This is a genomic window from Bradyrhizobium sp. USDA 4452 (assembly GCF_054063575.1).
Genome location: NZ_JBSSGK010000001.1, coordinates 1,008,920 through 1,035,137 on the forward strand (window position 1 = coordinate 1,008,920; position 26,218 = coordinate 1,035,137).

The 26,218-nt window shown below is 63.7% G+C and carries 24 protein-coding genes and 2 pseudogenes; 11 read left to right on the top strand and 15 right to left on the bottom strand.

Annotation, left to right across the window (positions count from 1 at the left end; translation table 11 throughout):
• The first annotated feature begins 70 nt into the window (after nucleotides 1-70).
• The 4 genes from ACVISU_RS05120 (at nucleotide 71) to ACVISU_RS05135 (ending at nucleotide 4,494) form a co-directional block, all read left to right on the top strand.
• Nucleotides 71-700, top strand: coding sequence for an FAD synthetase (locus tag ACVISU_RS05120; protein WP_456706201.1), 630 nt, complete (start codon nucleotides 71-73; stop codon nucleotides 698-700).
• Nucleotides 697-1,221 carry a flavin reductase family protein gene (locus tag ACVISU_RS05125; protein ID WP_456706202.1) on the top strand — a complete coding sequence of 175 codons (525 nt, stop codon included), beginning with the start codon at nucleotides 697-699 and terminating at the stop codon, nucleotides 1,219-1,221. Before ACVISU_RS05120 ends, ACVISU_RS05125 begins: the two co-directional genes overlap by 4 nt.
• Nucleotides 1,222-1,293: 72 nt before the next feature.
• A complete protein-coding gene (locus ACVISU_RS05130; protein ID WP_456706203.1) occupies nucleotides 1,294-3,411 on the top strand; it encodes a muconate/chloromuconate family cycloisomerase in 2,118 nt (705 codons plus the stop codon).
• 165 nt (nucleotides 3,412-3,576) lie between these two features.
• A complete protein-coding gene (locus ACVISU_RS05135; RefSeq protein ID WP_456706204.1) occupies nucleotides 3,577-4,494 on the top strand; it encodes a LysR family transcriptional regulator in 918 nt (305 codons plus the stop codon).
• A 9-nt stretch (nucleotides 4,495-4,503) separates the two neighbouring features.
• Here ACVISU_RS05135 and dusA read toward each other — a convergent pair whose 3' ends face one another.
• Complete coding sequence (dusA, locus tag ACVISU_RS05140) at nucleotides 4,504-5,499, bottom strand: tRNA dihydrouridine(20/20a) synthase DusA (protein ID WP_456706205.1); 996 nt, start codon at nucleotides 5,497-5,499, stop codon at nucleotides 4,504-4,506.
• Between the two features lie 664 nt (nucleotides 5,500-6,163).
• On the opposite strand from dusA, the gene ACVISU_RS05145 reads away from it, so the two are divergent.
• Nucleotides 6,164-6,670, top strand: a complete 507-nt coding sequence (locus ACVISU_RS05145) for a MarR family winged helix-turn-helix transcriptional regulator (protein ID WP_050400255.1) — start codon at nucleotides 6,164-6,166, stop codon at nucleotides 6,668-6,670.
• 85 nt (nucleotides 6,671-6,755) lie between these two features.
• Here ACVISU_RS05145 and ACVISU_RS05150 read toward each other — a convergent pair whose 3' ends face one another.
• The 6 genes from ACVISU_RS05150 to ACVISU_RS05175 all read right to left on the bottom strand — a co-directional run bounded on the left by ACVISU_RS05150 (nucleotide 6,756) and on the right by ACVISU_RS05175 (nucleotide 12,525).
• Entirely contained in the window at nucleotides 6,756-7,913 is a 1,158-nt protein-coding gene (locus ACVISU_RS05150; RefSeq protein ID WP_456706206.1) for an ABC transporter substrate-binding protein, read from the bottom strand.
• Nucleotides 7,914-7,969: 56 nt separating this feature from the next.
• On the bottom strand, nucleotides 7,970-8,752 hold the full coding sequence (locus ACVISU_RS05155) for a cyclase family protein (protein WP_456706207.1): 783 nt from the start codon (nucleotides 8,750-8,752) through the stop codon (nucleotides 7,970-7,972).
• A 34-nt stretch (nucleotides 8,753-8,786) separates the two neighbouring features.
• The gene (locus ACVISU_RS05160; protein ID WP_456706208.1) at nucleotides 8,787-10,028 is read right to left on the bottom strand and encodes an SDR family NAD(P)-dependent oxidoreductase; all 1,242 of its coding nucleotides are present in this window, start codon (nucleotides 10,026-10,028) and stop codon (nucleotides 8,787-8,789) included.
• Nucleotides 10,025-11,203: a thiolase family protein gene (locus ACVISU_RS05165; RefSeq protein ID WP_083991922.1), complete on the bottom strand. Its 1,179-nt coding sequence runs from the start codon at nucleotides 11,201-11,203 to the stop codon at nucleotides 10,025-10,027. The genes ACVISU_RS05160 and ACVISU_RS05165 overlap by 4 nt, the downstream gene beginning before the upstream one ends.
• 136 nt (nucleotides 11,204-11,339) lie before the next feature.
• Nucleotides 11,340-12,122, bottom strand: a complete 783-nt coding sequence (locus ACVISU_RS05170) for an aspartate/glutamate racemase family protein (protein WP_050400252.1) — start codon at nucleotides 12,120-12,122, stop codon at nucleotides 11,340-11,342.
• Between the two features lie 82 nt (nucleotides 12,123-12,204).
• The gene (locus ACVISU_RS05175; protein ID WP_456706209.1) at nucleotides 12,205-12,525 is read right to left on the bottom strand and encodes a hypothetical protein; all 321 of its coding nucleotides are present in this window, start codon (nucleotides 12,523-12,525) and stop codon (nucleotides 12,205-12,207) included.
• Between the two features lie 224 nt (nucleotides 12,526-12,749).
• On the opposite strand from ACVISU_RS05175, the gene ACVISU_RS05180 reads away from it, so the two are divergent.
• Genes ACVISU_RS05180 through ACVISU_RS05195 form a run of 4 tightly spaced genes read left to right on the top strand, consistent with a single transcriptional unit; the run spans nucleotide 12,750 to nucleotide 17,463 of the window.
• Nucleotides 12,750-13,901 carry an ABC transporter substrate-binding protein gene (locus ACVISU_RS05180; RefSeq protein ID WP_456706210.1) on the top strand — a complete coding sequence of 384 codons (1,152 nt, stop codon included), beginning with the start codon at nucleotides 12,750-12,752 and terminating at the stop codon, nucleotides 13,899-13,901.
• A 42-nt stretch (nucleotides 13,902-13,943) separates the two neighbouring features.
• Complete coding sequence (locus tag ACVISU_RS05185) at nucleotides 13,944-14,987, top strand: branched-chain amino acid ABC transporter permease (RefSeq protein WP_456706211.1); 1,044 nt, start codon at nucleotides 13,944-13,946, stop codon at nucleotides 14,985-14,987.
• The gene (locus ACVISU_RS05190; protein ID WP_456706212.1) at nucleotides 14,984-16,753 is read left to right on the top strand and encodes a branched-chain amino acid ABC transporter ATP-binding protein/permease; all 1,770 of its coding nucleotides are present in this window, start codon (nucleotides 14,984-14,986) and stop codon (nucleotides 16,751-16,753) included. The genes ACVISU_RS05185 and ACVISU_RS05190 overlap by 4 nt, the downstream gene beginning before the upstream one ends.
• On the top strand, nucleotides 16,750-17,463 hold the full coding sequence (locus ACVISU_RS05195; RefSeq protein ID WP_456706213.1) for an ABC transporter ATP-binding protein: 714 nt from the start codon (nucleotides 16,750-16,752) through the stop codon (nucleotides 17,461-17,463). Before ACVISU_RS05190 ends, ACVISU_RS05195 begins: the two co-directional genes overlap by 4 nt.
• A 501-nt stretch (nucleotides 17,464-17,964) precedes the next feature.
• On the opposite strand, the gene ACVISU_RS05200 is transcribed toward ACVISU_RS05195, so the two are convergent.
• The gene (locus tag ACVISU_RS05200; RefSeq protein ID WP_456706214.1) at nucleotides 17,965-18,243 is read right to left on the bottom strand and encodes a hypothetical protein; all 279 of its coding nucleotides are present in this window, start codon (nucleotides 18,241-18,243) and stop codon (nucleotides 17,965-17,967) included.
• A gap of 21 nt (nucleotides 18,244-18,264) precedes the next feature.
• Nucleotides 18,265-20,946, bottom strand: a complete 2,682-nt coding sequence (locus ACVISU_RS05205) for an arylsulfatase (RefSeq protein ID WP_456706215.1) — start codon at nucleotides 20,944-20,946, stop codon at nucleotides 18,265-18,267.
• Nucleotides 20,947-21,158: 212 nt separating this feature from the next.
• On the opposite strand from ACVISU_RS05205, the pseudogene ACVISU_RS05210 reads away from it, so the two are divergent.
• Nucleotides 21,159-21,400, top strand: a pseudogene (locus tag ACVISU_RS05210) (transporter); the annotation flags it as partial.
• A gap of 43 nt (nucleotides 21,401-21,443) precedes the next feature.
• On the opposite strand, the gene ACVISU_RS05215 reads toward ACVISU_RS05210, so the two are convergent.
• Nucleotides 21,444-23,672, bottom strand: a complete 2,229-nt coding sequence (locus ACVISU_RS05215; protein WP_456706216.1) for a multiheme c-type cytochrome — start codon at nucleotides 23,670-23,672, stop codon at nucleotides 21,444-21,446.
• A 392-nt stretch (nucleotides 23,673-24,064) separates the two neighbouring features.
• Here ACVISU_RS05215 and ACVISU_RS05220 point away from each other — a divergent pair.
• Nucleotides 24,065-24,148, top strand: a pseudogene (locus ACVISU_RS05220) (IS5/IS1182 family transposase); the annotation flags it as partial.
• Here ACVISU_RS05220 and ACVISU_RS05225 read toward each other — a convergent pair.
• From ACVISU_RS05225 to ACVISU_RS05245, 5 genes are all read right to left on the bottom strand, one after another.
• The gene (locus ACVISU_RS05225) at nucleotides 24,133-24,447 is read right to left on the bottom strand and encodes a hypothetical protein (RefSeq protein WP_456710999.1); all 315 of its coding nucleotides are present in this window, start codon (nucleotides 24,445-24,447) and stop codon (nucleotides 24,133-24,135) included. The pseudogene ACVISU_RS05220 and the gene ACVISU_RS05225 overlap by 16 nt on opposite strands.
• Nucleotides 24,444-24,629 (bottom strand): hypothetical protein, encoded by a 186-nt coding sequence (locus ACVISU_RS05230; RefSeq protein WP_456706217.1) that lies wholly within the window; start codon nucleotides 24,627-24,629, stop codon nucleotides 24,444-24,446. Before ACVISU_RS05230 ends, ACVISU_RS05225 begins: the two co-directional genes overlap by 4 nt.
• A 90-nt stretch (nucleotides 24,630-24,719) precedes the next feature.
• Entirely contained in the window at nucleotides 24,720-24,857 is a 138-nt protein-coding gene (locus tag ACVISU_RS05235; protein WP_456706218.1) for a hypothetical protein, read from the bottom strand.
• Nucleotides 24,854-25,189 carry an acyl-CoA thioesterase gene (locus ACVISU_RS05240; RefSeq protein ID WP_456706219.1) on the bottom strand — a complete coding sequence of 112 codons (336 nt, stop codon included), beginning with the start codon at nucleotides 25,187-25,189 and terminating at the stop codon, nucleotides 24,854-24,856. The genes ACVISU_RS05235 and ACVISU_RS05240 overlap by 4 nt, the downstream gene beginning before the upstream one ends.
• A 94-nt stretch (nucleotides 25,190-25,283) precedes the next feature.
• Complete coding sequence (locus tag ACVISU_RS05245) at nucleotides 25,284-26,192, bottom strand: fumarylacetoacetate hydrolase family protein (RefSeq protein ID WP_456706220.1); 909 nt, start codon at nucleotides 26,190-26,192, stop codon at nucleotides 25,284-25,286.
• Nucleotides 26,193-26,218: the final 26 nt, after the last annotated feature.

Consider the following 26,218-nt stretch of genomic DNA (forward strand, 5'->3'; position numbering starts at 1 on the left):
CAATGATCGTCAGGCCGATGCAACGCCGCAGCCGACGCTGCACGGCAAGGGAGCGAAACCGGAGCGAACCATGGGCAAAGGCCTAGCCAAGGATTTTGACAGCACCACTGTCGCTTTCCATCGCGATGGGGAATTGGCCCTCACGGCCAGCGTTGTGACGATCGGTGCGTTCGACGGCGTCCACCGCGGCCACCAGGAATTGCTGCGGCAGACCATTGCGGCAGCGCGCCGCCGCGGCGTGCCGGCCGTGGTCTACACCTTCGATCCGCCGCCAAAGGTGTATTTCGGAAAGGCCGAGGCGCTAATCTCGCTGCGCGAAAAGCTCGATCGCATCGCAACATTCGCACCGCATCACATCGTGGTCGCCGATTTCAACCAGATCTACGTTCGGCGCAGCGCGGCCGAGTTCCTCGCCGAGTTGCGGCGCTTGCGACCGCACGAAGTGATCGTCGGCGAGGATTTCCGCTTCGGGTCCTGCAAGGGCGGCACCGCGCAGTTGCTGCGGCAGCACTTCGACACGCGCATCCTGCCGCCGGTGCGCTGCCGCAATGGAGAGGTTGTCTCCAGCAGCCGGATCCGCTTGCTTCGGCGGTCCGGCCTTAGCGCCGCCGCGGCAGCGCTGGAAGATTGGAGAGATATCGTGGCCGCATCGCCTGCCGATAGATCCGGCCTGCCCCAACTCGAGGTGATCGGCCCATGACCACGATCGATCCGCGCGAGCTGCGCAATGCCTGTGGCCAATTCGGCACCGGCGTCACCATCATCACCACGCATTGCGAGGGGCGCGACCACGGCATGACGGCCAATGCCTTCATGTCGGTCTCGCTCGATCCGCCGCTGGTCGCGATCTCGATCGCGAAAAGCGCGAAGATGCTCTGCAACATCCAGAACACCGGCAGGTTTGCGGTCAGCGTGCTCGCCGAGGGCATGGAGGATCTGGCCTGGCATTTTGCGGGCAAGCCGAAGCTCGATCTCTGCGACGTCTTCGAGCGCCGCAACGAGCTGCCCGTCATCGCCAACGCTGCGGCTTACTTCGTGACCGATCTTGCAGACGAAATCGTCGCCGGCGACCACACCATCTTCCTCGGCCGTGTCCGCGAGATGGCGCTGCAGCCCGGCAAGAAGCCGCTGCTGTTCTGCCGCGGCCGTTTCGGCGGCCTTGCCGATCCGCACCCGGCGCCCGCGATGCTGGAGAATGCCGCTTACGAATTTGTCTGGTGAAACCACCAGCCGATATTCCCGAAAACGGGGATGCAAGTTTGATCCAAACTGCAAGAAAAGGAGGAAACGACCATGCTGAACGTCAACAAGGACACCATCACCGACCACGTGATCGCCGCGCTCGCGAACGACATTCCGGATCGCAACCGCCAGATCATGACGAGCCTGATCCGCCACATGCACGCCTTCTGCAAGGAGGTCGACCTGACCTTCGCCGAGTGGTTCGCCGCGTGCGAATTCCTGCGCCGCGCCGGCGACATCTCGGACGAGAAGCGCAACGAGTTCATCCTGATCGCCGACATCCTCGGCGTCGAGGTGCTGGTCGACATGCTGGACCACAAGGTTACCGACGGTGAAAGCGAGTCCACCGTGCTCGGACCATTCTACCGGGAGAACCCGCCGGTGCTCCCGAAGGGCGCCTCCATCATCAAGAAGACGTTCGACAACGCGCAGACCGTCAAGGTCTCAGGGCGCATCAGCGACACCGCGGGCCGGCCGATCGAAGGCGTCACCATCGACGTCTGGGAAGACGCGCCGAACGGGCTCTACGACCTGCAAGACCCGGAGCAGCCGGCCTATAATCTGCGCGGACGGTTCACCACCGATGCCAACGGCGAATACGCCTTCGTGGCGCTGCGTCCCGAGCCCTACCCGATCCCCTATGACGGTGCGGGTGGCGAACTCCTGAAGTACATGGGGCACCATCCCTGGCGTCCCGGCCACATCCACTTCATGCTCTCCAAGGACGGCTATCAGTCGCTGATCTCGCAGATCTACGATTCCGAGACCAAGTATCTCGACAACGACTCGGTGTTCGCCGTGAAGCAGAGCCTGATCGGAAAGTTCGCCAAGGGCCCCCGCCGGCGCCGACACCGATCTCGTTCTCGATTTCGACTTCAAGCTCAAGAAGGCAGCGGTCGAGCGCCTCGTCGCGGCCGAGTGATACGCACAACGCCCTGCCGGGCCCGGAAAGCCTGGCAGGGTTCATTCTCAACTGACCTGCGAGGACCTATGAGTCGTGCCGTGATCGAAATCGCCAAGCCCGTGGAGCAAGTGCGGAGTGTCGTGCAAGACACTGCGATCCGCAGTATCCGCGCCACCATCGTGGAAGCGCCGACCCGCCGACGGCACAAGCTCTCGAACACGGAAGTCACGCATCAGGGCTACGTGCTGGTGCGTGTGCTGCTCGACAACGGCGTGACGGGTATCGGCGAAGCCTCGACGCTCGGCGGGCCGCGCTGGGCCGAGGAGAGCGTGGAATCGATCAAGGCTGCGGTCACGAATTATCTGGCGCCGGCGCTGCTCGGGCAACCTGCCCTCGCCTTCGAGGCCAATGGCTTGCGCATGAGCAAGGCCGCCACCCGCAATTTCGCGGCCAAGGGCGCGATCGAATCCGCCCTGCTCGACGCCGCCGGCAAGACGCTCGGCCTCCCCGCCAGCGCTCTGCTCGGCGGCGCGGTTCGCCAGCGCATGGAGGTGATCTGGGCGCTGGCCTCGGGCGACAGCGGCCAGGAGCTGGAGGAAGCGAAAGAGAAACTGCTGCGCCGCGAACATCGCCAGTTCAAGATCAAGTTCGGCTTCAATCGCCCGCAGGCCGATCTGAAGCGGTTGCAGACGCTGCGCGCCGGCCTCGGCGACGAGGTGCGCCTGATCGTCGATGTCAACCAGGGTTGGACTGAAGCCGAATGCATCCGCTTCCTGCCCGCGCTGGAGGAGCTGGACGTCGCGCTGGTCGAGCAGCCGGTGTCGGCGCTGCAGCTGGAAGCCATGGCGCGTGTCGCGGCGCGCACCTCCATCCCGTTGCTTGTCGACGAAGCGGCCTTCACCAAGGAGAACATCGCCCGCGTCGCCACGATGGGTTGCGGCAGCGTCTATTCGCTGAAGCTCGTGAAGAGCGGCGGCCTGTTCGAGATGAAGCGCGCCGCCGCGGTGGCCAGCGCGCACGGCCTCGAGCTCTACGGCGGCTGCCTGCTGGAGAGTAGCATCGGCGCCGCCGCGCATCTCGCCGCATTCGCTACCCTGCCCAAACTCGAATGGGGCAGCGAGCATTTCGGCCCGCGGATCCTGGTGGAGGATCTCGTCGTCAACCCGATCAGGTTCGACGCGTTCGAGATCTGCGTGCCTGATGGCCCCGGCCTCGGCATCGAGGTCGACGAGGACAAGATCCGCGCCTTCGCCCGCAAGGATTAGCGAGATGGCGTCGGCCAGGCGGAGAATTGACAATCAAGGGATGCCCGCCCAGTCTTCGCGTCGGAACCACCGTCTCGATCGTGCGCCGATGATCACGCGATATCAAACCCGGCAGGCCTTTCCCGCAGCTTCCGCGGAAGCGCGCGGACAAATGTCCGGCTGACCGTGACCGATCGCGACGACGTGATGGATCTGAGGCGGCTGGTCTACTTCGTCGCCGTCGCCGAGGAATTGCATTTCGGCCGTGCCGCGTCGCGGCTTGCGATCGCCCAGCCGCCGCTCAGTCGGCAGATTGCGCAGCTGGAGAGCGATCTCGGCGTCGTGCTCATCGACCGCAGCCGGAGCCAGATCCGGCTGACCCAGGCCGGCAGCGTCCTGCTGGAGCGAGCGCGCGACGTGCTGGAGCGGCTTGACCGCACGCACCGCGAGATCAAGCGGATCGGGGAGGGCTTTTCGGGGCACCTGCGCGTCGCCTTCGTCGGATCGGCGACCTATGGCGTGCTGCCCAACGTGATCAAGGCATTTCGCTCGGCCTATCCGGATGTGGAGCTGGCGCTGTCGGCGATGAATAACGCCGAGCAGAAGCGCGCGGTGATCCAGCGCGAGATCGATATCGCGGTCGCCCGCCCTTCGCTCGACGACGAGGAGTTGAAGTCGGAGCCGCTGCTGCAGGAGCCGTTGATCCTCGCGCTATCAGACACCTCGCCGCTGCTCGAACAGCAGGTCACGCGGCTGGCAGCGCTCAAGGCCGAGACGTTCGTTCTGTATCCGCGCAAGCCGCGTCCGAGCTTCGCCGACCACATCCTCAATATCTGCCTTGAAGAGGGCTTCATTCCGAAGTCGCAGGTGCTGGCGCAGGACTACCAGACCGCGATCAGCCTGGTGTCGGTGGGCGTCGGCATCGCGCTGGTGCCAAAATCGGTCTCGCAGGCGGAACGCCCCGGCGTCGCCTATCGCGCCTATGAGGGACACAATCCCGGCACCGCGCTGTCGCTGAACTACCGGCGCGACAACCGGATGCCGCATCTCTTCAACTTCCTGAAGATCGCGCAAGACGTCATGCGGCGTCAGCGCAAGCAGTAGTCTGCGCCGTCAGGCCGCGACCGACACAAGCGCACGATCGTCAACGCGTGCGATCGCATCGCGCAGCACGTCGATCCCGGCGCCCGGCCGAACGCCGTTCTCCGCGAGGTGCCTGCGGAACGCACGCGCGCCGGGGACGCCGTGGAAGGCGCCGACGAAATGGCGCGTGATCGAATGCAGCCGCGTGCCCTCGGCCAGTTGCCGCTCGATATAGGGCAGCATCGCCGCGAACACGTCCTTGATGGTGGCGTGCGGCGGCGTTTCACCGAACAGCTCGGAATCGACCGACAGCAGCCGCCACGGCTCCTGATAGGCCGCCCGCCCCAGCATCACGCCATCGACATGCGCCAGATGCTGCTTCGCTTCAGCGATACTCGTGATGCCGCCGTTGATGATGATGGGCACATCCGGCAGCGCCGCCTTGAGGCGATAGACGCGATCGTAGTCGAGCGGCGGGATGTCGCGGTTCTCCTTCGGCGACAATCCGTTGAGCCAGGCCTTGCGCGCATGCACGACGAGCGCATCCGCGCCGGCGGCGATCACGCCGCGCGCCAGGGTATCGAGCGCTGTTTCCGGATCCTGGTCGTCGATGCCGATCCGGCACTTCACCGTCACGGGAATCGTCACCGCGCGCTTCATCGCCGCAACGCCCTCGGCGACCAACGCGGGCTCCGCCATCAGGCAAGCGCCGAACCGGCCGTCCTTCACCCGATCGGACGGACAGCCGACATTGAGATTGATCTCGTCATAGCCGAAATCCTCGCCGATCCGCGCGGCGGTCGCGAGATCGTGCGGATCGGAACCGCCGAGCTGCAGCGCCACCGGATGCTCGCTGGTATCGAAGCCGAGCAGCCGCGCCCGGTCGCCGTGGATCACCGCGCCCGTGGTCAGCATCTCCGTATAAAGCCGCGCCCGCTGCGACATCAGGCGATGGAAGACCCGGCACTGCCGATCAGTCCAATCCATCATCGGCGCTACGGAAAATTTCCATTTATTATCAGTCACTTAGATCTCGTTTTGATCGAGCAGATGATAGGCGACACCGACCCTGGGATCTTGATCCTTGACCTTCGTCAACCCGTTCTTGGCCGGTCTGATTTTCATACAGACGTTGCTACGAATTTGCTACGAGTCAGCCCCCGCGAAAGTCCAGACCACCGTGCAGCAAATTCTCGCAGCTCGGTCCTAGTCAGCGAGCCCAGCGGCTGAGCACGGCATAAGAGGTCTCAAACCCCCAGCCACTCCAAACCACGGGGGAGCTGTCCGACAGAAAAGTCCACTTGCAGCGCGCGACGATGCGCGGGTGCAGAGCGGCTTCCGAAGCATGTAGGATGGGCGTAGCATAAAGCCAGCTATTGGCCCACCGGACCAAGCCCCTCTTGGACTCAAGCGCAGCCGACGCGAGCGTACGCTGGTCCCCTTGCAAGTCCGCACCGTCGCATTTATTTTAAGTATAAAGTATTGCTATCGGTTGAGGGATCGCCGAGGCGCCCGTTGGAAAGCCGCGGAGAGCGCTTTTCCGCGCGCTGCGTTCGAAAAATTCCGTACATCGGCGAGCGAGTTCGATCTGCCTTGAACGAGCCTTGTATTTACTTTTGGCACGAACTATCTTGATGGCAACATCGAGGTCGCCGCCTTCAGCGAGGCCAGATGCCGCAGGAGATCTGATTTGGCAGTCGCGAAGGAGTCCCCGCCTGTTTCGCCCAAGAACGGGGTCGATCAGGAGGCCGAGTACCGGGCTCAGACACGGCTTTGGCTTCGGCTGCTTGCCTGCACGACCCTGATCGAGGGCGAGCTGCGGCGCCGGTTCCGCGAGGAATTCGATTTCACGATGCCGCGCTTCGATGTTTTGGCCCAGCTTGACCGCGAGCCAAGCGGATTGGTGCTCGGAGAACTGCCGAAGCGCCTGATGGTCTCTGCCGGAAATCTCACACCCATCGTCGATCGCCTGGTCGAGGACGGCTACATCACCCGCACGCCCTCCACATTGGATCGGCGCGTGCAGATCGTTTGCATGACCGTGGAGGGCCGCAAAACCTTCAGGCGCATGGCCAAGAGCCACGGCTCATGGCTGGTCGAGCTGCTGGCGGGATTCCCGGCCGACCGGCTCGATGGATTGACCGGCGAGCTCGACGAGCTCAAGGGCGCCGTCAGGGACGCGATGCAGAAGCCGTGAGCTGACGGCAACATCGCACACCCTGCTCCGTCGTCTTGCCGCTGTCTGCGCGCACGTCGCACTCCAGCGCCATTTCGCCGCTCAATTAGGGCAGCAGCTTGTACTTCCCGTCCTCGATCTGAACCAGGATCCGCGCGCGCGCATCGACGCCGTGCCGGTCCGCCGGCGTGTAGGTATAGACGCCCTGCGTGCCGGCCAACTCCTTGGTCGTGAACAGCGCCTCACGCAACGCGGTGCGGAATTCCGGCGTGCCCGGCTTCGCGCCGGTCGCCATCGCGCGCTTGGCCGCATCGGCGAGCACCAGCCAACCATCGAAGGAATAGGATGAAAACGAGTCGGTCGGCGCCTCGCCATTGGCCTTCTCGAAGGCGGCGCGGAAATCCAACGCAACCTTCTGGATCGGGTTGCTGGCCGGAAGCTGCTCGGCCGCGGTCACCGGCCCGGTCGGGCAGATGATTCCGTTGGCGGCCTTGCCGGCGAGCCGCAGGAAATCGGCGCTGATCAGCCCGTGGTTGCCGTAGAGCGGCCCCTTGTAGCCACGCTCGGACAGGGCGATCACCGGCAATGCGCCCGGCGTTCCCGTGCCGCCGAGCATGATGGCATCGGGGCGCGCCGCCAATGCGCGCAGCACCTGGGCGGTCACCGATGAATCCGACCTGGCGTATCGCTCGTTGGCGATGACCTTGATGTCGGCCGCCTTGGCGCTTTGCGACAGCGAGTCGTACATGAGATCACCGAACGCGTCCGAGAAGCCGATGAACGCCACGGTCTTCAACCCTCGCGCCTTCATGTGATCGACGATGCCCTGAACGAGCAGTGGCGTCGGTTGCGGCGTCTGCACGACCCAGGGCCCGCCATCGCCGGGCGGCACCGCCGCGATCGGCGACACCGCGATCATCGGAGTCTTCATTTCGATCGCGGCCGTCGCCATCGCCAATGTCTGCGGCGCGCCGGACGTGCCGATCAGAATGTCCACCTTCTCCTGCTCGACGAGCTTGCGCGCATTGCGCGCCGATGCCGTCGGATCGGAAGCGTCGTCGAGTTGGATGACGCGCAGCTTCTCACCGCCGACTTCACCGATATAGGCCTCGCCCGCCGCCAGTCCCTTTGCGTTCGGAAGCCCGATCGACGACACCGGCCCGCTGAGGCCGGTGACAAACCCGACGAGGATTTCCGCCTGCCCGACCTGCGGTGCGGCGACGAGCAGCGCGGCGGAAGCCAGCAGGGTCTTCAGCGAGATCATGGCACCTGTCCTTCTTGATTTGCGTTTCTTCTGTCGGGCAAGCGCCATGGCTCGCTTCAGTTCGCCGAAACCAGCGCGATCACGCGCAGCGGGCTGCCGGAACCGTTCTGGATCTTCAAGGGCGAAGCCACGATGACCGCACCGGTAGCGGGAAGCTGATCGAGATTGCAGAGACATTGCAGGCCATAGCGGCCGGCACCATGCAGGAAAAGATGCGCCGGATAAGGCGGCTCGAAATGACCGGCTTGCCCCGCGTCGGTGCCGATCGTCTCGGTGCCGAAGCCGATGATGCCTCGTTCCTCCACCAGCCATTTCATGACGACCGCGTTCGGGCCAGGCGTGTGCGCGCCGTCATCCCTGAGGTTGGCGTAGTCGCGCCAGCCCTTCTTCGACCAGTCCGTGCGCAGCAGAACCCAGTTCCGCTCCGGAATCCGTCCGTTCTTCGCCTCCCAAGCTTCGACGAGCGGAACGGTCAGCAGGAAATCCGGGTCCTGCGCTGCGCCGGCCGAGCAGTCGATCACGCACGCCGGCGCGATCATGTCCTTGGCAGGCATCGTGTCGACGGAATTGTTCGGCAGGTCCTTGCCGGTGAACCAGTGAATCGGCGCGTCGAAATGCGTGCCGGTGTGCTCGCCGAAGGACACGTTATTCCAGTACCAGGCTGGACCCCGACCGTCGTAGCGCGAAATCTCCTGAATCCGCACGGGAGCAGCCTGGCCGAACTCCGGCGGCAGCACGATGACCGGGAAATCCGGGCTGAGCGTGAAGGTCAGATCGACGACGCGCACCGCGCCCGACGAGACCGCACTTGCGAGCTCCAGGAGATTGTTGCTTGGCATCGTCACGTCCTCCCGCTTGGTTGAAATCCTGATCCTATTTGTCGAGCTCGCGCTCGAGCGCTTTCGAATTGGCGGCAAGACGCTGCCTGATTTCTTCGGCGACGTCTCCGACATACATCTCCTCAAGACCGCCGCGGAGCCCGGAGACGATCGCCTGCGCAACGGCGCGCGGCGCGACCTTTGGCGGCGGCACGGTCTGGAACCACTCGTTGTCGACCGGCCCCGTGAACAGGTTCAGCACCTTGACGCCACCGGGCCGCAGTTCCGCGCGCAGACAATGCGACAGCGACAGGCAGGCGGCCTGCGATGCCGAATAGGCGCCGAATGCGGGCCAGTTCGCCAGCGCATGAACCGACAGGATATTGACCCAGGCGGCGCTGCTGTTGACGCCATCCGCACCCCGCATCCGCATCGCGGGACCGAAGGCCTGCGCGAGGTTGATGAAGCCGAGGTAGGTCTGGTCGATCTCATCCCGCGCGACACTCGTGCCCCTACGGTCGAGCACGCCGCCGGCCCGCACATATTCCGTCGTGTTGACGAGGATATCGACCTTGCCGCCGATGTCGGCCGCAAGATCGGTCACCGACTTTTCGTCGGACGCATCGAGCGTCACGACCTCGACCCCTTGCTGTCCGCGCAGCCGCTGCTCGCCGGCAAATGGCCGCCACGGTTCAGCGACGCCGACGAACACCGTCTTCGCGCCGGCGGCCTTCAGCGCCGCCACGGCCTCCTGGCCGATCAGACTGCGGCCGTTGGTCACGAGCACCCGCCGGAATTTCGGATCGGCCGTCATTTCCCGCCACTGCCTGTCGTCTGCCATGTTGGGAGTCTCCCCCTCGGGGCGGGCAAAGGCCACCGCCTGACCGCTCTTGTCGAGCTGAAACGACATGACGACCGGCGCGCCCTCGACGCAGTCGGCATGCAGGTGCGCCACCATCGTCGGGCCGCAGTCCAACTTGACGAGGCCGATGCGCCAGGGCGCCCGCTCGCGGAAATAGACGTCGCTCGGCACGCGCGCCGTGGTTTCGGCCAATAGCGCGCCGCGGCGCGGTGCATCGACGAAGGCGAGACTGCCTGAGAGACAGGCCGGGCACGCCTCGCGCGCCGGATAGGCGAAGGCGCCGCACGCCTCGCAGCGCTGCAGCATGAAGCGACCTTCGGCGGCAGCGCGCGTGAATCCGTGCGATGTCCTGCTGCGCGCGCGCGGCGGTGACGCCGGAAGACGCGTCCGCAGCAGCGGGTTCTTGCGCCGGGGCGGTTCAATCGGATCGATCATCGCGCGGGCCCCGCAAAGATCACGGCGCCCGAGGCGAGGCCGCGGTCGTAGTTGATCATGCCGAAGCCCGAAGCCAGACCGAGCTTTGCATCCTTCACCTGGGTGGGACCGGCTTCTCCGAGAACCTGCCTCAATCCTTCGACCAGCCCGAGATAGGCGCCGGCGGCGCCGGCCTGCCCGGCCGAGAGCTGGCCGCCCGAAGTGTTGTGCGGGAAGTCGCCGTCAACCGTCAGATCGTGCTGACGCACGAAGGCCGCGCCCTCGCCCTTGTTGCAGAAGCCGAGATCCTCGAACTGCATCATCGTGATGACGGGATAGTCATCATAGGTCTGGACGATATCGAGATCATCGGGCGTCACGCCGGCCATCGCATAGAGTTCGTCGACATCCATCGCCCAGCCGCCACGCACCTGCATTGGATCATCGGCGAAGGCGTTGTGCCGCTCGATCGTCGACAGCAATCGCGCCGCCGGCAAGCCAAGCGATGCCGCGGTCTCGTCCCGCATCACAAGGAAAGCCTCGGCACCGGCGCATGGCATGACGCAATCGAACAGATGGATGGGGTCGGAAATGGGACGAGCCGCCAGATATTGCTCGAGCGTCAGCGGCGTCTTCATCAGCGCATGCGGGTTGCGCAGCGCGTTGGCACGCTGGGCGACCGCGATCCTGCCGACGTCCTCGCGCGTGACGCCATAAGTCCGCATATAGTTGCGCGCGATCAGCGCGAAGCTCGCATTGGCGCCACCCGCTCCGTAAGGGTAGACCGCGTCCTGATTGAAGCGCGAGAAGTTCTCGAGCGTCAGGCGGAAGGAATCGACGTGGTTGGTATCGCCGGCAACGCATGCCACGATGTCGGCATCGTGTGCCTGCACGGCGCGCGCCGCCTTCCGCAATGCCGCGATGGCGCTGGCGCCGCCGAGCGGGACGGTATCCAGCCATCTGACGCACAGCCCGAAATGCTGCGTCAGGCCGATCCCGCTGTCGGTCCCCATGGTGAAGCTCGAGACGCACAGGCCGTCGATGTCGGAGGCCTTGATGCCGGCCCGCGCGACCAGCGCGCTCAGCGCGCGGCCGATCCACCATTGCGCGCTCTCGATGGAATAGCGCGCATAGGGGATCGTGACGGGAGCCGCCATCACGATGCCGTCATACGGTGTACGCAGCGAATTCTTCACCAGCCGCCTGCCTTGCCTGCTCGCCCCAGATCACCGTCAGCTTCATATCGATACTGCCACGAGTCGTATTCAAACAGGGTCACGTTCTCGGGTCTCGTCACGTCTGGCTCTCCAGAGCTGGTCGGCTGTTCGGGCGCTAACGTTTGTTGCGCGCGAGCATCGCCCGGAAATCGTCGCGCGCCATGCCGCTGGCACGCTTGAAGCTCGGTCCGCGGCTTGGCTCGGTGCCGTTGAGCCGCCGGAGTTGCACCCACATCTCGGCGCTCTTCAACGCCACTGCAGCGCAGTTCACGACGGGCGCGTGTCCAACCTTCAGGCCGTGCTCGCGCCCGATCAAAAGGCCCGGCAGCACACCGGCGGGGATCACCACGTCGGCGCCGCGCTCGACCAGCGGCAGGGCGCAGGCCAGGAAATCCTCGATCATCCGCGCGTGCGCCGCCTGATCACCGGCGAATGCGCTTGCGAAATCCTCCGGCTTGCAGCCGAGGCCGGTCACGTGGACGATGCGATCACGGAGGCCGTAACGTTCAGCCTGCTCGTAGTGCCAGACCTCGAACGCCGGATCGAGCGTCACGAGGCCGAGGCGCCGGCCGAGTTGCGAGGCCGCGAGCAGCGTCGCCTCGCCGGTCCCGATTACGGGAATGTCGAGCGTCGCGCGGAGTTCATAAAGACTGGGATCCTGGAAATGGCCCATCACGAAGGCGTCGAACCCGTTTTCTTCGGCAGCGATGCCGTTGTCGATCGCCTGAACCGCGCAGCGCAATTCGGCGAGCCGGCCGAACTCCCGATCCGGCGGCGAAATGCCCTCGACCTGAACCGTCGTGCCGGGCGCGGCGATCGTGTTGAGGTACTCCGACAGCCGCGCCATGTAGGGCGCGTTCACGCTCGCATCAACGAAACTCTGCCAGTAGATGCGCATCGCCCTTCTCCTCAAACGGTGATGGGAGCATCGGCCGTCGGCCCGCCGACGGAGATATTTCAATCATAAACTAATTGACCCGTCAAATGCGCACGACAAGGCCCGCCAAGAGCACCTCTCCATCGCGACGAGAAGGCCGATTTTCCGAGAGGAAGAAGTGAAGGAAATGGCGCGCGCTGACAAAATTGTATGCAGCAACATTTTTTTCTGACAGTCCCGTGACACGTGTTGACGACGCTACGGAGGATACTTTAGGCTTTAAATAATCGACCATCGGCCACCGCCGGTGGCCAAAACGATGATGTTGCAGGGCACCGATTTTGAGAAACTCAATCGCGTGGACAACCGTCGGACCGCAATGGCCGGCAGCAGCATCGCCGGTCGCGCGTCGCGGCTGCGGCATTCGCCTCCTTTCGTTTCGACAGATGCACGCCGGTTGCGACCGCCCCTCCCGCTGTTCGAGCGGCACGCCTCGCCATGGCCGGTGACGCCCCGGCCAAGCGAACTTCCCCTCGCCGCGCCCGGCGTCTGGCGCTGCAGCAATACCTTCAGTCGGTTCGTTCGCAGCCCGGGCTCCCTGCCTGGCTTCCAGACATTCGTATCCAGCATCATTGGAGGACAACGCAAATGCGGCAGAAGACCCTGGGCCTACTCGCACTTGTCGCCGGCGTCTTCGCAGCATCGGCTGCGCAAGCCGACATCACGATCGGCTTCGTCACCTCGCTGAGCGGCAACGGCGCATCGATCGGCATCCCCTACGGGCGCGGCATCAATGCCGCCTACGAATACGAGAAGACCATCAACGGCGAGACCATACGCCTGATCCAGCTCGACGACGGCTCCGATCCGTCGGCCGCAACGCGCAACGCCCGCAAGCTCGTGGAAGAAGAGAAGGTCGATTTGCTGATCGGCACCGCGACGACCCCCTCGACCATCGCCATGGCCGCCGTCGCCAGCGAATTGAAGGTGCCGATGATCTCGATCTCGCCGGTCGGCAAGCTACCGGACTCGCCGGAGCAATGGATCGTCGCCGTGCCGCAGCCGGCGTCGCTGCTGGTCAAGATCGTCGCCGACCGGATGAAGCGCGACGGCATGAAGAACATCGGCTATATCGGCTTCTCCGATGCGTGGGGCGACCTCGTCTACAACGGAGCCAAGGCCGCCGAGCCCGCCGACGACATCAAGATCCAGACCAACGAACGCTATGCCCGCACCGACACCTCGGTGACCGCGCAGATCCTCAAGGTCATGGCTGCACGTCCCGACGCAGTGCTGATCGGCGGCTCCGGCACGCAAGGCGCGCTGCCGCTCATCACGCTCTCCGAGCGCGGCTTCAAGGGCAATACCTACGGCACCGTGGCGCTGGTCAATCCGGACTTTGTCACTGTCGGTGGCAAGGCCGCCGAGGGCATCCAGGTCTCCGCGGGCCCGGTGATCGTGGCCGAGCAGCTTCCGGACGAGCACTTCGCCAAGAAAATCGCGCTCGACTTCCGCGCGGTCTACCAGAAGACCCATAACATTCCGACCACCGACGGGTTCTCCGCCTACTCCTTCGATGCCTGGCTGATCTTTGCCAACGCCGCCGAGCGCGCGCTGAAGACCGCCAAGCCCGGCACGCCGGGATTCCGCACCGCGCTGCGCGACGCCATCCTCAGCACCAAGGAACTGCCCGGCGTGCACGCCGTCTACAACTTCAAGCCCGGTGCGGTCACCGGCGTCGATGAGCGCTCGCTGGTGGTGGTCCGCCTGACCGGCGGCGCCTGGAAGTACGCGCCATAAGCGGAAGATGGCCGGCGGTCGGAACGGGGGAACGGCGCCTCAATGACGAGCGACATCGCGGCCATCCTTGCGATCGACGGGATAGCCACCGGCGCGGTCTACGCGCTGGTGGCGATCGGAACCGTGCTCATCTTCACGGTGACGCGGGTGATCTTCATCCCGTTCGGCGACATCGCTGCGTTCACCGCGCTGACGCTTGCAGCGCTCGATGCCAAGCGCTTTCCGGGCACCGGCGCGCTGGTCGTGGCGTTGGCGTGCCTTGCGACCCTGATCGAGATCATCTCGCTCGTTCGGAGCGGCGAGCTTCGCCTGTTGCCGCGCGCGCTGCTGTTCTATCTCGTGCTTCCATTGGCGGTCGTCGGCATCGCCTGGCTCACGATGCGCATCGACCCGCCGCTCGCCGTGCGGCTCGTGCTCGCGTTGATGCTGATCACGCCGATCGCCCCTCTGCTCGACCGGATCGTCTTCCGCCCGATCGCCGACGGCACGGTGCTGCTGCTGCTGACGGTCTCCGTGGCGCTGCATTTCGCGCTGGTCGGCCTTGGCCTCTTGTTCTTCGGCCCCGAAGGGGTCCGGACCGAGCCGCTGACATCGTTCTCGACGGAGTTCGCCGGCGTGCTGATCTCGGGGCAGACCATGCTGATCGTGCTCGCAGCGCTCGTCTTCAGCGGCCTGCTCTATCTGTTCTTCGACTTCACGCTGGTCGGCAAATCGCTCCGCGCCACCGCGGTGAACCGGACCGGCTCGCGATTGATGGGGATCCGGCCGGCGCGCGCCGGCACCATCGCCTATCTGCTGGGCTCGCTGATGGCCGGCGTCTCCGGCATCCTGATCGCGCCTGTCAATACCGTGTTCTACGATTCCGGATTCTTGATCGGCCTCAAGGCGTTTGTCGGCGCCATCGTCGGCGGCATGACCAGCTATCCCGGCGCCGCGATCGGCGCGGTCGGGGTCGGCATCCTCGAGAGCTTCGCCTCGTTCCAGAGCAGTGCCCTGAAGGACGTCATCGTGTTCTCGCTGCTGATCCCTGTCCTGATCTGGCGATCCCTCGCCTCGCTGCATTCCGAGGAGGAGATCGAGGAATGACGCGCCTTCATGCGCAGCTCGCAGCAGCAGCAGCACTGGCGTGCCTCGCGCTCGCGCCATTCGTGCTGAGCCCGTTCAGCGTCACGCTGATGAACTACATCGGGATCTATTCGCTGGTCGCCATCGGCCTTGCGCTCCTCACCGGCGTCGGCGGCATCGTGTCGTTCGGGCAGGCCGCGTTCGTCGGCATCGCAGCCTATGCGACCGCGTGGGTCTCTGCCCTCAACGGGCAATCGCCCTGGCTCGGCCTGCTGTTCGGGGTGGCGCTGACCTGCGGCGTCGCGGCGATCCTCGGCGTCGTCACCCTGCGCCTGCAGGGCCATTTTCTCTCGCTCTCGACCGTTGCATGGGGCCTTGCGATCGGCTTCCTGTTCGGCAATGTCGAGGGACTCGGCCGCTTCAACGGCATTTCGTCGATCCCGCCGATCAGCGTTGGTTCATTGGCGCTCGTCTCCAGCGCGCAAATCTACTACCTGATCTGGGGCATCGTCGCCCTCGCGCTCCTGCTCGGCTACAATCTGCTGGACTCGCGGCTCGGCCGCGCCATGCGGGCGCTGCGCGGCGGCAATACGCTGGTCGAGAGCCTCGGCATCAACGCCTTCCGCATCAAGCTCGTGACCTTCGTGATCGCCGCGTTCCTGGCCGCGCTCTCCGGATGGCTCTACGCGCATATGAGCCGCTTCATCAGCCCGGGCCCGTTCGATGCCAGCATGGGCATCGAATATCTGATGATGACGATGGTCGGCGGCGCCGGCAGCCTGCTCGGCGGGGTCGTCGGCGCCGCTATCGTCACCCTGCTCAAGAACAGCGTGCAGGATTATCTGCCGCTGATCGCCAAGGGTGCCTCCGGCCAGCTCGAGATCGTCGCCTTCTCCGCGCTGTTCATCCTGTTCCTGCAATGGGCGCGGCAGGGCATCGTGCCCTCGATTGCGCGCTATCTGCCGAAGATCAGGCGCGAGCGGCCAGAGCCGGCGCCGCCGCTGCCACGCCGTCCGCAGCCCGCACCGGGCGAGCTGCTGCTGAAGGTCGACGGCGCCGAGCGAAGGTTCGGCGGTCTCGTCGCGGTCAACAATGTCAGCTTCGAGGTGAGATCGGGCGAGATCGTTGCCGTCATCGGCCCGAACGGCGCCGGCAAGAGCACGATGTTCAACTGCCTGACCGGCGCGCTGCGGGTCAACAAGGGCGAAATCGTCTTTGCGGGGCGCTCGATCACGCGTGATCCGCAATCCCGCATCGCCAAGGCCGGCGTCGCCCGGACCTTCCAGCATGTGAAGCTGCGGCCGCGCATGAGCCTGCTGGAGAACGTCATGCTCGGCACCTACAGCCGCACCCGCAGCGGCCTGTTCGCCGGCGTTCTTCGTCTCAACCAGCGTGAGGAAGCCAGCGCCCGGCACGAGGCGCTGCTGCAGCTCGAGCGTGTGGGACTCGCCGACAAGCCGTTCGAGCTCGCCGGCAACCTTCCGCTCGGCAACCAGCGCATCCTGGAGATCGCACGCGCGCTCGCCGCGGATCCTGCCCTGCTGGTGCTGGATGAGCCGGCCGCGGGCCTGCGCCGCCAGGAAAAGCTGAGACTGGCGGAGCTGCTGCGCGCGCTGCGGGCAGACCACCTGACCATCCTCATCGTCGAGCACGACATGGAGTTCGTGATGTCGCTGGTCGATCGCATCGTGGTGCTCGATTTCGGCTCCAAGCTCTGCGAGGGCGTCCCGAGCGCGATCCGCAACGACGAGCGGGTGCAAGAGGCCTATCTCGGAGGCGTCGCGTGAGCGAGATGTTCTCGATGACCGACGTCACCGTCTGCTACGACAGCGTCGAGGCCGTTCGCAACGTCTCGCTGTCGGTCGACGAGGGCCAGATCGTCACCGTGATCGGCCCGAACGGCGCCGGCAAGACCACGCTGCTGATGGCCGCCATCGGCCTGCTCGCATCGCGCGGCCGCATGGTGTTCCGCGGCAGCGATCTCGGTAAGATGTCGGTCGAGGATCGCGTCGAGCGCCGGCTATGCCTCGTGCCGGAGAAGCGCGAGCTGTTCTCCGACATGTCGGTTGCCGACAACCTCCTGCTCGGCTCCTACAGCCTGCGTGACCGCTCGGGCGTCCAGAAGACGCTGGACGAGGTCTATGATCGGTTTCCCCGGCTGAGGGAGCGGCAGCGTCAGGCCGCCGGCACGCTCTCCGGCGGCGAGCGCCAGATGCTCGCGCTGGGACGCGCGCTGATGGCAAAGCCCGCGCTGCTGATGCTGGATGAACCCAGCCTCGGCCTTGCGCCGCTGATCGTGCGCGAGATCTTTCGCACCATCGCGTCCTTGCGCGACCTCGGTGTGTCGATCCTGCTGGTCGAGCAGAACGCCCGCGCCGCGCTGGAGACCGCCGACTATGGCTACGTGCTGGAGACCGGCGAGATCGTGCAGTCCGGCCCGGCCAAGGACCTGATCCACGATCCCAGGCTGATCACCGCCTATCTCGGCGGACACTGAGACCGGGTTGGTTGGTCGCGGCAAGCTGCTCGACAAAATGTCGAAAACAACCCCATGCACAGTAGCCCGCCACCGCAAGATCAGCGGCTTGGCGGCTCGGAACACCACCTACTGATTTTCAGAAACGGCTTGCGCCGTCGGGCAAATCAGTGACACGATGTCATCATCGCGGCGGCATGGTCGTTGGGACTGGTACCTATAAACCCGGCGGCGTCATGGGTAACTTCGTCCGCTTTGCTTCTATAGCGACCAAATTCGTGCGACAGCGCGGTATGTCGCGATGGACCAAAAGCCGACGATAGTCACTCTTGCGATTTCCTCGAAGCTCTGCAGGTCGCCGCAACGTCAAGTTTCGGTACCTGGTCGGAAACCTGGATCAGCAGTCCGGCTCCCCGCTGCAGGTCCTAGATTAGAATAGCTGCATGCATGGCAATTCCTTTCTCCAAAGAGCGAAGCCATCAGGCTCCGGTGATGACCGGAGCGCAAGATCCGGCAAACAACTTAATAGCAAGGCGGATATGGATGGTAGCCGCACCTCGGACGCACCACAGGCGCAACCACGGCGCCGCCGACAACCGCCCCGCCAACGACCGCGCGCCGGCTAGTCCGTCTTGCCACGCCAGCTACGCTGCCGGGCGTCGCAGGACGCCCCACCCGTGCCTGAGCAGCCGCCGCACCAAATGAAAGTCCGCCCTTTGACGGTGGTTCGATGGTCAGGAATATTGCCGAAATCAGAGCGACGACGATCGTCGCAGCAAGTCTTGAAGCAGATACGTTCATTATCGTTCTCCTCAACTTCGGTCACTGCACACACTTTCGGACGAACTGGATTCGTTCGAGCAGCCCGAGACCTTGCGCTTCAGCTTGCTTGCGGCAACCCTCACGCATGTCCAGGCGCAGTTCGCCTTTCTGGACAAGACTCAAGCCGACACCACTTGAAACCTCCGGAGTGGCGGTCTCGGCCGAGGTGTTGCCGGCATCGGCTGACGGTCCGTCGCCGGCCGCCCGGGCCATGGCCTCAAGTCGCTTGATGTCTTCGGGGCTCAGTTTCGGCCGGTTGATATTCAGCGTGATCCTGTTCAGCTTGCCGGTGAAGGTAAACGGCGTGCTGTAGTCATTGTCGTCGACCGGTGTGCCGGTATCCGACCCGATATCGAGAGCCTCATCCCACTGCAGGATGAACGGAAGCGTGTGCTCCATCTTCTCCGTCGCAACCGCGTTGCCGTCGACCTTCAGCACCCCAGTACCGCTCTTTCCGATGCCGCTGTAGTCGCCGAACACCATGGTTGCGGCGCCGAGACCGTCATATTTGAAATCGAACTCGATCTGGTGTTTGCCAGGCGTCAGTTCCGGCCCCTCCCAGCGCACGCGCTTGAGGTCGACCAGATTCCAGGTGAACACCGGCTTGTTCTTCAGCACATAGAAGCCGTATCCGCCGAAACGTCCACCCTGAGTGATCAGCATGCCCTCGGCGCCGCCCTGTGGGACCTCGACGTCGGCCTTGAAATTGTAGGAGGCATTGAGCACGCTCGGGGCGTCGCCGTTCGGGATGCCGGTCATCGGCCGAGTCCAGGCGAAAGATGTGCGGCCGGCACTGAGGCTCGGTCGCGGCGTCACCAGCCGCCCGGCAACAGATGAATCAAGCGGCAGCACCTGATATTTCTCCGCTTCCTTCCAGAACAGATCCTGCATCTCCTTCAGCTTGGCCGGATTCTTGTCCGCCACATCCTCATACTGCGTCCAGTCATTCTTGAGATCGTAGAGCTCCCAAGGGTAATCGATCGGGTTCGGCAGCTTGGCAACGGTGACCCACGGTGGCCGCAAGACCTTGGTGCTGGCGATCCAGCCGTCGTGATAGATCGCGCGGTCGGCGAACATCTCGAAGTACTGCGTCGTGTGCGTTGTGGGCACGTTCTCGTTCTTCTTGTCGAATGTGTACATCATGCTGACACCCTCAATCGGGCTCTGCTTGATGCCATCTACCATCGTTGGCTGCTTGATATTCGCCGCCTCGAGAATGGTCGGCACGATATCGATGACATGATGGAACTGATTGCGGATCCCGCCTTTGTCCGTGATCACCCTCGGCCATGAGATCGCCATGCCCTGGCGGGTGCCGCCAAAATGCGACACGACCTGCTTGGTCCAGGAGAACGGCGTATCGAACGCCCAGGCCCACCCGATTGACATGTGGTTGTAGGTGCGATCGGTACCCCAGACATCGTAGAAGTATTTGAGCTGTTCCTCGACCGACGGATTGGCCTGATTGAACATTGCCACTTCGTTCGGCGTGCCGTTCGGCTGGCCCTCGGCGCTCGTGCCGTTGTCGCCGTTGATATAGATGACCAGTGTATTGTCGAGTTTGCCGAGGTCGTCGATCGCTTGAACGACGCGGCCGATCTCGTTGTCGGCATACGCGACGTAGGCTGCGAAGATTTCGACCTGTCGCAGGAACAGCTTCCTTTCGTCGGCATTGAGCTGATCCCATTCCTTGATAAGGTCCTTCGGCCACGGCGTGAGCTTGGCGTTCTGCGGAATCACACCGAGTTTCTTCTGGTTTTCGAAGATCGTCTCTCGCAGCTTGTTCCAGCCCTGATCGAACAGGTGCATTTTGCTGATCTTCTCGATCCATTCCGGCGTCGGGTGGTGCGGTGCATGCGTTGCGCCCGGCGCGAATTTGATCAAGAAGGGCTGCTCGGGTGACAAAGCGTTGATGCGGTTGACGTAGTCGATCGCTTCATCGGCCATCGCCGTCATCAGATTCCAGCCGGGCTTTCCCACGTAAGGATAGATCGGCGTGGTGTTACGAACGAGATTTCCCGGCTCCCACTGATTGGTATCCCCGCCCATGAAGCCGTAGAAATATTCAAAGCCCATTCCGGTCGGCCATTGATCGAACGGGCCGGCCTGGCTCGCCTGATATTCCGGGGTGTTGTGGTTTTTGCCGAACCACGCGGTGTGATAGCCGTTGTCGGTGAGGATGCGGCCGATCGTGGCCTTGTCCTTGGTGATGACACTGTCGTAGCCGGGGAAACCTGTCGCCTGTTCGGCAACCACGCCGAAGCCAGCCGAATGATGATTGCGGCCGGTAATCAGCGCCGCACGGGTCGGCGAGCACAAGGCGGTCGAATGGAAATTCGTGTAGCGCAGGCCGTCGCGCGCGATCCGGTCGAGCGCCGGGGTTGGAATGACGCCGCCAAACGTACTGGGGACGCCAAAACCGGAGTCGTCCGTAATGATCAAAAGAACATTCGGCGCGCCCTTCGGCGGGACGATGCGCGCCGGCCAATATGGCTTTGATTTCGTTGCCTCACGCTCGATCGTGCCGCCGAATTTTTGGGGCGGAGGGGGCAGTTGTAGCCCGTCGATCGTAATCCTGGCATCTGGCGCGCCCGGGGTGCCGGTGACTTGCTGAGCTGCTGCCGTAAACGAGACCATGAGTGTCAAACTCAAGGCCAAGATCGACGATTTGTGAAAAGTCATAGCCGCGCTCCCTACTCGCAACTGAGGTCAGAGAAGTCAGGCAGATTCCGCGCAATAGAGGTCAAAAACTTCGCGTAGCAGAATCGATGGCTTCAATATTTGATCTGGATCAAGCATAAATCGAAGCTCATGCAGTCCAATTCACCGCGTCGACAGTCGGGCTCTCCGGATTTTTACGGGTGCCACATCCGACACACTCGACGAATTAGCTCAAGCAGATCACGGATGATTTTGGTCAGCACCCGATCCTGGGCAGCTTCCGGTCACGGGTATCGGCCCGCAACTCGAATATTTGTTCCCGGTTGGTGAACTGCAGGGATATCTAAATCTCAAAGGCTACGGTGAGTTCGATGCTGCGAACAGGCCGTCCGGGTGGAACACATGGCTGACGTTCTCGATTTCGCCGATGGCTCCTGCCGCCGTGACGCCAAGTCGGCATCTGGCAACAAAGTAGGTCAGTGCCGTGCCAAAGCACATGCGGCTGGAGATCAGCCGATCTATTGCGCTGCGGGTCCAGCGCGCCGGCGCAGGTCATCGATCAATCCGACGATCGACCGGTCATCCGGCGCAATTTGAGCCAGCCGCTGCGCGTAGTCCAGGGCGGAGACCGGATCTCCTATATCGCGGCTGATGCCGACAAGCGCCATTAGCGTGTCCCGATCGTCAGGATGTCGCGCAAGATTATCCTTGAGCGCGGCCCGGGCATCCTGCGGCCTCCCGGCTGAGTTCAATGCGATTGCTAGGATGTACGTATACCTCGCAAGATCGGGATCGAGTTCGGCGGCGCGGCGCAGTTCGCTCAGCGCTTGGTCGGATTGCTTTGCCCTTACCAGCGCAAGACCAAGCGCATGATGCAACCCTGCGTCCTGAGGCGACACTTCGATAGCAGCGCGCAGCACATGGGCCCCTTCACCATCACGCCCGATCTGCCGGAACAGATCGGCGAGGTTGATCGCTGCCGGCGCATAGCGTGGGTCCAGCCGCAATGCTGCCCGATACTCGACCTCGGCTTCGCCCGGAAGCTGCCGCTGGGCATAGAAAGTCCCGAGCGCGGTGCGCGCCTCCGGCCGATCGGCATTGAGCCGTTGGGCGGCGACGAACTCGGCGGCCACGAGTTCGAACCGACCGCGATCGGCCGTCGTCAGGCTTGCCGGCGGGATCGGAGCAAGCAGCGCCGCCGCCCGGATGCGCACGCCGCGGACCGGATCCGCGAGCAGCGGCGCGGCGATCATCCAAACCTGCGTGACGGGCCCGTTCTCGAGCATGTCGAGCGCGGCGATCCGCACCATGGGATCGGCATCGCTCAAACCTGACCGTGCCAGTTCGAGATTGGCGGGCGAGAGGTAGGGTGCAAGTTCGGTCAACGCAGTCGCGCGCGCGACGGCCGGGGCTGCATGATCCCTGACAAGCTCGGCCAGCAGGGCCGCGGTATCGGGCTTGCCGGTCCAGGCCGCATCGAACGCGGCGGCGTATTTCTGAAAGCCGTGGCCGGCTCCGCCCCATGAAGCGATCGCGGACGCCGCCCATTCTGCCGACTTGTCGGCGTGGCAATCGTTGCAGGCGTTCGGCGTCCCCAATGTTGCGGAGAGATCGGGCCGTGGAATCCGAAAACCGTGGTCGTGCCGTCGATCGACTACCATGTAACTGCGCGTAGCCATATGGCATGAGACGCACGTAACCTCCGCCTCGGTTCTCTCATGATGATGATGCGCCGGGCTGACAAAGGTGTTCGCATGGCAGCCCAGGCAAAGGCTGTCGCCGGAGCGCCGCAGTTTGCCACTGTGCGGCTCATGGCAGTCGCCGCATGTCACGCCGACGGAGAACATCGCGCTTTGTTTGAAGGGGACATAGTTGTAGGCCTCTTCATCATGACGCATCTGGCCGTCGGCGGAATAGAATCCACGGGTGATCGGCGTAACGAAATGGGTCTCCGACAACGAACGGCCGGGATGCCAGTCCTCCGAAACCTGCCCGCGACGGGCGTGGCAGAGGCCGCAGGTCTCGACCTCCTTGCGCAATGTCGTCGGCGCAACGCTGCGCTTTAGTCTGTCGCCGTCATGCAGCCAGACTACGTTCTTGCGCTCGTCGAATGCGACCTCCAGGCCCTTTGCCGGATCGTCCGTGTTTCCAAACTTCCACCATCCCGCTCGGTCGCGCGCCCATGCCACGTGACTTGATCCCTTGCCGTGACAGGCTTCGCAACCCACGCTGATCTCGCTCCACGTCGTGGTAAATCGGTTTTGGCCCGCGTCGTAGTTCTTTTTCACACCGGTCGAATGGCATTCCGAACACATGAAATTCCAGTTCTGATTCAGTTTCGTCCAGTGCAGCGCATCGTCGGAATGGATATTCTCCTTGGAATAGAGATGAAACCAGCGCTGTCCGCCCAGGTCTTTCGGGCGCGTATCCCAGGCAATGGAAAGCGCCTGCAGGCGACCATCCGGAAATTCGACGAGATATTGCTGCAAGGGATCGACGCCGAAGGTGTACTTGATCTCGAAGATGGCCAGTTTACCGTCCGGCCCGTCGGTCTCGACGAAGTATTTTTCCCCGTTCCGGAAGAAGCGCGACTGCACGTCGAAATAGCTGAATGTGACGCCGGAGAAATTGCCGAGCACTGACTTTTCCGTCGCGTGGTCCATAGCGAGCCTGTGCTGGGAGGTGCTCCAGAGACTGGCCTCCGCCTGATGACAGCCAACGCAGGTGGCGCTGCCGACGAAGGTCATCTCTTGGTCAACCCGCGGACGCAGAGACTGGGCAGGAGACATCAGCCACCAAAGCATGCCGGACACAGCGATAAGAGCGATAGCAGCGGCAGGGACGATGGATAGCCTTGCAATAGGTACAACAGGCCCACCGGCGACCGGGGGCGACAAAACAACCCGATCGGATGCGGTCTGATTCGACCTTTTGCCGTGCGGTCGACGACGTCGAGATCGCGCCACGGATCTCTCCTCAGGGAGCTCTAGGAGACCTGCGGCAACCAGACCAACATGCGTCCGAATTAGTTTCAAGGCCCTGTCCCTGTCGGGCCCGATCAGTTGGTACCGGTTGGCGTCATTTTGGACGATTTCAGCGGAGATTGTCGGCTAGCCGATGTCCGCTTCTACCCCGCAAGCGCCCCCTTGCGGGAAACTACCTTGCCCTCGCCCAACTCGCATCTATCCGGATATGGCTGGCCGCTCGTTATGAGTTCACGCCCTTGGACTTCTTTGGCTGCACAACACTCGTCAGCATCGGAAAATGCTTGTTGCCGCCCGCGAACGGCGGAAACTGGACGAAGTCTGCGCGCATCCGCTTGATCACGTCGGAGCTCAGCGCCAGCGCAAGGGCTTGCGGGCTGTCGAACATCAGTCTGTTGCGCTGCATGTACTCGACCCGCTGTGACGGCAGCCGGTCGACCCAATCGATGCGGGTGTAAATCTCGATCTGGCGAACGCCGGGGAAGCTTCGCATGATCGAGGGATGATGCTCCAGGTAGTGCAGATTCCAGGCATTCATATCGTCGGCCGGCCCGGATAGTGCACGAGGTAGCTGCACGGCGTGACTGTCCCATCCGCTTGCGTTGCGTCGTCGACCGGAAAGGCGCGCGTCACCATCGCCTGATGCGTCACGTCCAATCCGGCAAGGCCCGGCAGTCCGCGACCTGCCGCGAGATCTGCGAGCAGGCCGCCGCGATCCATCGCGGCCTCGCACGCAAACAAGTCCGGCAAACGCAGTTGCAGCGCAAATACCGGCCCTCGCCCGTCATCCCTGTAGGGATGATCGACCGATTACTCCAGCGGCGTGAACAGCAAGCCTTCGGCCATGCCCGGAACAGACCTCACGATGGCAGAAGCAGCCGCGAGATCGTCCGTGTGAATGCGCCGTTCGCCTTTCGGATCGGAGAACGTCATGAACAGCGAGATCATGATGCCGCCTCCTCCTCACCGGCTTGCAGATATTGCGTGAGAGCCGCGCGAACGTCATCGGGCCACGGAATCGCGTGATGATCGACCAGCGACGTCGCAGCAAGGATCTGGCGCGCCTGCCAGCGCGCGCCAGCTGCGCCCGTCACGACATGCGCCAGATGAAGGGAGGCGCGGCCGACCTTGACGATGTTGAGGCTGAACGCCAGATGGTCGCCGAACTTCGACGGCCGCGAAAAGTCGCAGGCCAGATGCACCGTCGGCGTCCCGACCCTGCGGACCGTGATCAACTCCGGCCAGGGAAATCCGACCGTGGCCCAGAACTCCTCGACCACGCCGTTGAGATGTTCAGGTAGGACGGGAAATAGGCGATCCCCGATGGATCGCAGTCCCCGAACCTCAGCGCGCGATCGAACGAGAACGACGCCATCAGATCGCAACGACGGGGTGCCGGATGACGCCGACGCCGTCGATGCCGGCCTCGACCACGTCGCCGGGCCACAACCATTCCTGTGGACTCATGCCGGCGCCGACGCCTTCCGGCGTTCCGGTCGCGATGATGTCGCCCGGCTCGAGCGTCATGCCGGACGAGATATCGGCGATCAGGGCCGGAATATCGAAGATCATGTATTTGGTATTGGAATCCTGCTTCATGACGCCGTTCTTGGTCAGCCAGAGCCTCAGATCCTGCGGATCGGGAATCTCGTCCGCGGTCACAATGCAGGGGCCAAACGGCGCATAGGTGTCCATTCCCTTGGAAAAGATCCACTGCCCGGCGCGGCGATTGTCGCGCGCGGAAATGTCGATCATCACGGAGTAGCCGAAGACGTGATCCATCGCCTTCTCGACCGGGATGCGGGTCGCGGTCTTGCCGATGATGACGGCGAGTTCGACCTCCCAGTCGAGTTGCCGGGTCATCCTGGCGTTGTGCTGGATCGCGGCGCCCGGCCCGATCACCGAGGTCGGCGGCTTGGAGAACACGACCGGCTGCTTGGGCAGATCCTTGTCGGTGTCGAGGCTCCTGGCGGACTCCGCGACATGCGCGCGATAGTTCAGCCCGATGCCGAAGATGTTCTTGCGCGGGCGCGGGATCGGCGCTTGCAGCTTTACGTCCTCGACCGCAACCGCCGAGCCGGCCGGGAATCGGCCATTGGCGTCCTCCAGTGCATCGCTGAGCGCAGGCAGTAGGGTCACGCTGTTGTCGATGAACGACAGCATATCACTCGGCCATGTTACACCGCTGGACGCACCAAGGTGCTCGACATCGACGACCAGTCCATTGACGAGGGCTCCAAGACGGGCGCCGCTTGAGCCCAAGGTGTAGGTGACAAGGCGCATGAAAGCTCGATCCGCTTTTGGGTTGG

Bases quoted from the DNA above. Each gene is read 5' to 3' on its own strand.
- ACVISU_RS05120 (WP_456706201.1), top strand. From the start codon at position 71: ATGGGCAAAGGCCTAGCCAAGGATTTTGACAGCACCACTGTCGCTTTC.
- ACVISU_RS05125 (WP_456706202.1), top strand. From the start codon at position 697: ATGACCACGATCGATCCGCGCGAGCTGCGCAATGCCTGTGGCCAATTC.
- ACVISU_RS05130 (WP_456706203.1), top strand. From the start codon at position 1,294: ATGCTGAACGTCAACAAGGACACCATCACCGACCACGTGATCGCCGCG.
- ACVISU_RS05150 (WP_456706206.1), bottom strand. From the start codon at position 7,913: ATGATCTCGCTGAAGACCCTGCTGGCTTCCGCCGCGCTGCTCGTCGCC.
- ACVISU_RS05155 (WP_456706207.1), bottom strand. From the start codon at position 8,752: ATGCCAAGCAACAATCTCCTGGAGCTCGCAAGTGCGGTCTCGTCGGGC.
- ACVISU_RS05160 (WP_456706208.1), bottom strand. From the start codon at position 10,028: ATGATCGATCCGATTGAACCGCCCCGGCGCAAGAACCCGCTGCTGCGG.
- ACVISU_RS05170 (WP_050400252.1), bottom strand. From the start codon at position 12,122: ATGCGCATCTACTGGCAGAGTTTCGTTGATGCGAGCGTGAACGCGCCC.
- ACVISU_RS05175 (WP_456706209.1), bottom strand. From the start codon at position 12,525: ATGCCGCAGCCGCGACGCGCGACCGGCGATGCTGCTGCCGGCCATTGC.
- ACVISU_RS05180 (WP_456706210.1), top strand. From the start codon at position 12,750: ATGCGGCAGAAGACCCTGGGCCTACTCGCACTTGTCGCCGGCGTCTTC.
- ACVISU_RS05185 (WP_456706211.1), top strand. From the start codon at position 13,944: ATGACGAGCGACATCGCGGCCATCCTTGCGATCGACGGGATAGCCACC.
- ACVISU_RS05190 (WP_456706212.1), top strand. From the start codon at position 14,984: ATGACGCGCCTTCATGCGCAGCTCGCAGCAGCAGCAGCACTGGCGTGC.
- ACVISU_RS05200 (WP_456706214.1), bottom strand. From the start codon at position 18,243: ATGAACGTATCTGCTTCAAGACTTGCTGCGACGATCGTCGTCGCTCTG.
- ACVISU_RS05205 (WP_456706215.1), bottom strand. From the start codon at position 20,946: ATGACTTTTCACAAATCGTCGATCTTGGCCTTGAGTTTGACACTCATG.
- ACVISU_RS05215 (WP_456706216.1), bottom strand. From the start codon at position 23,672: ATGACCTTCGTCGGCAGCGCCACCTGCGTTGGCTGTCATCAGGCGGAG.
- ACVISU_RS05225 (WP_456710999.1), bottom strand. From the start codon at position 24,447: ATGAATGCCTGGAATCTGCACTACCTGGAGCATCATCCCTCGATCATG.
- ACVISU_RS05230 (WP_456706217.1), bottom strand. From the start codon at position 24,629: ATGGATCGCGGCGGCCTGCTCGCAGATCTCGCGGCAGGTCGCGGACTG.
- ACVISU_RS05235 (WP_456706218.1), bottom strand. From the start codon at position 24,857: ATGATCTCGCTGTTCATGACGTTCTCCGATCCGAAAGGCGAACGGCGC.
- ACVISU_RS05245 (WP_456706220.1), bottom strand. From the start codon at position 26,192: ATGCGCCTTGTCACCTACACCTTGGGCTCAAGCGGCGCCCGTCTTGGA.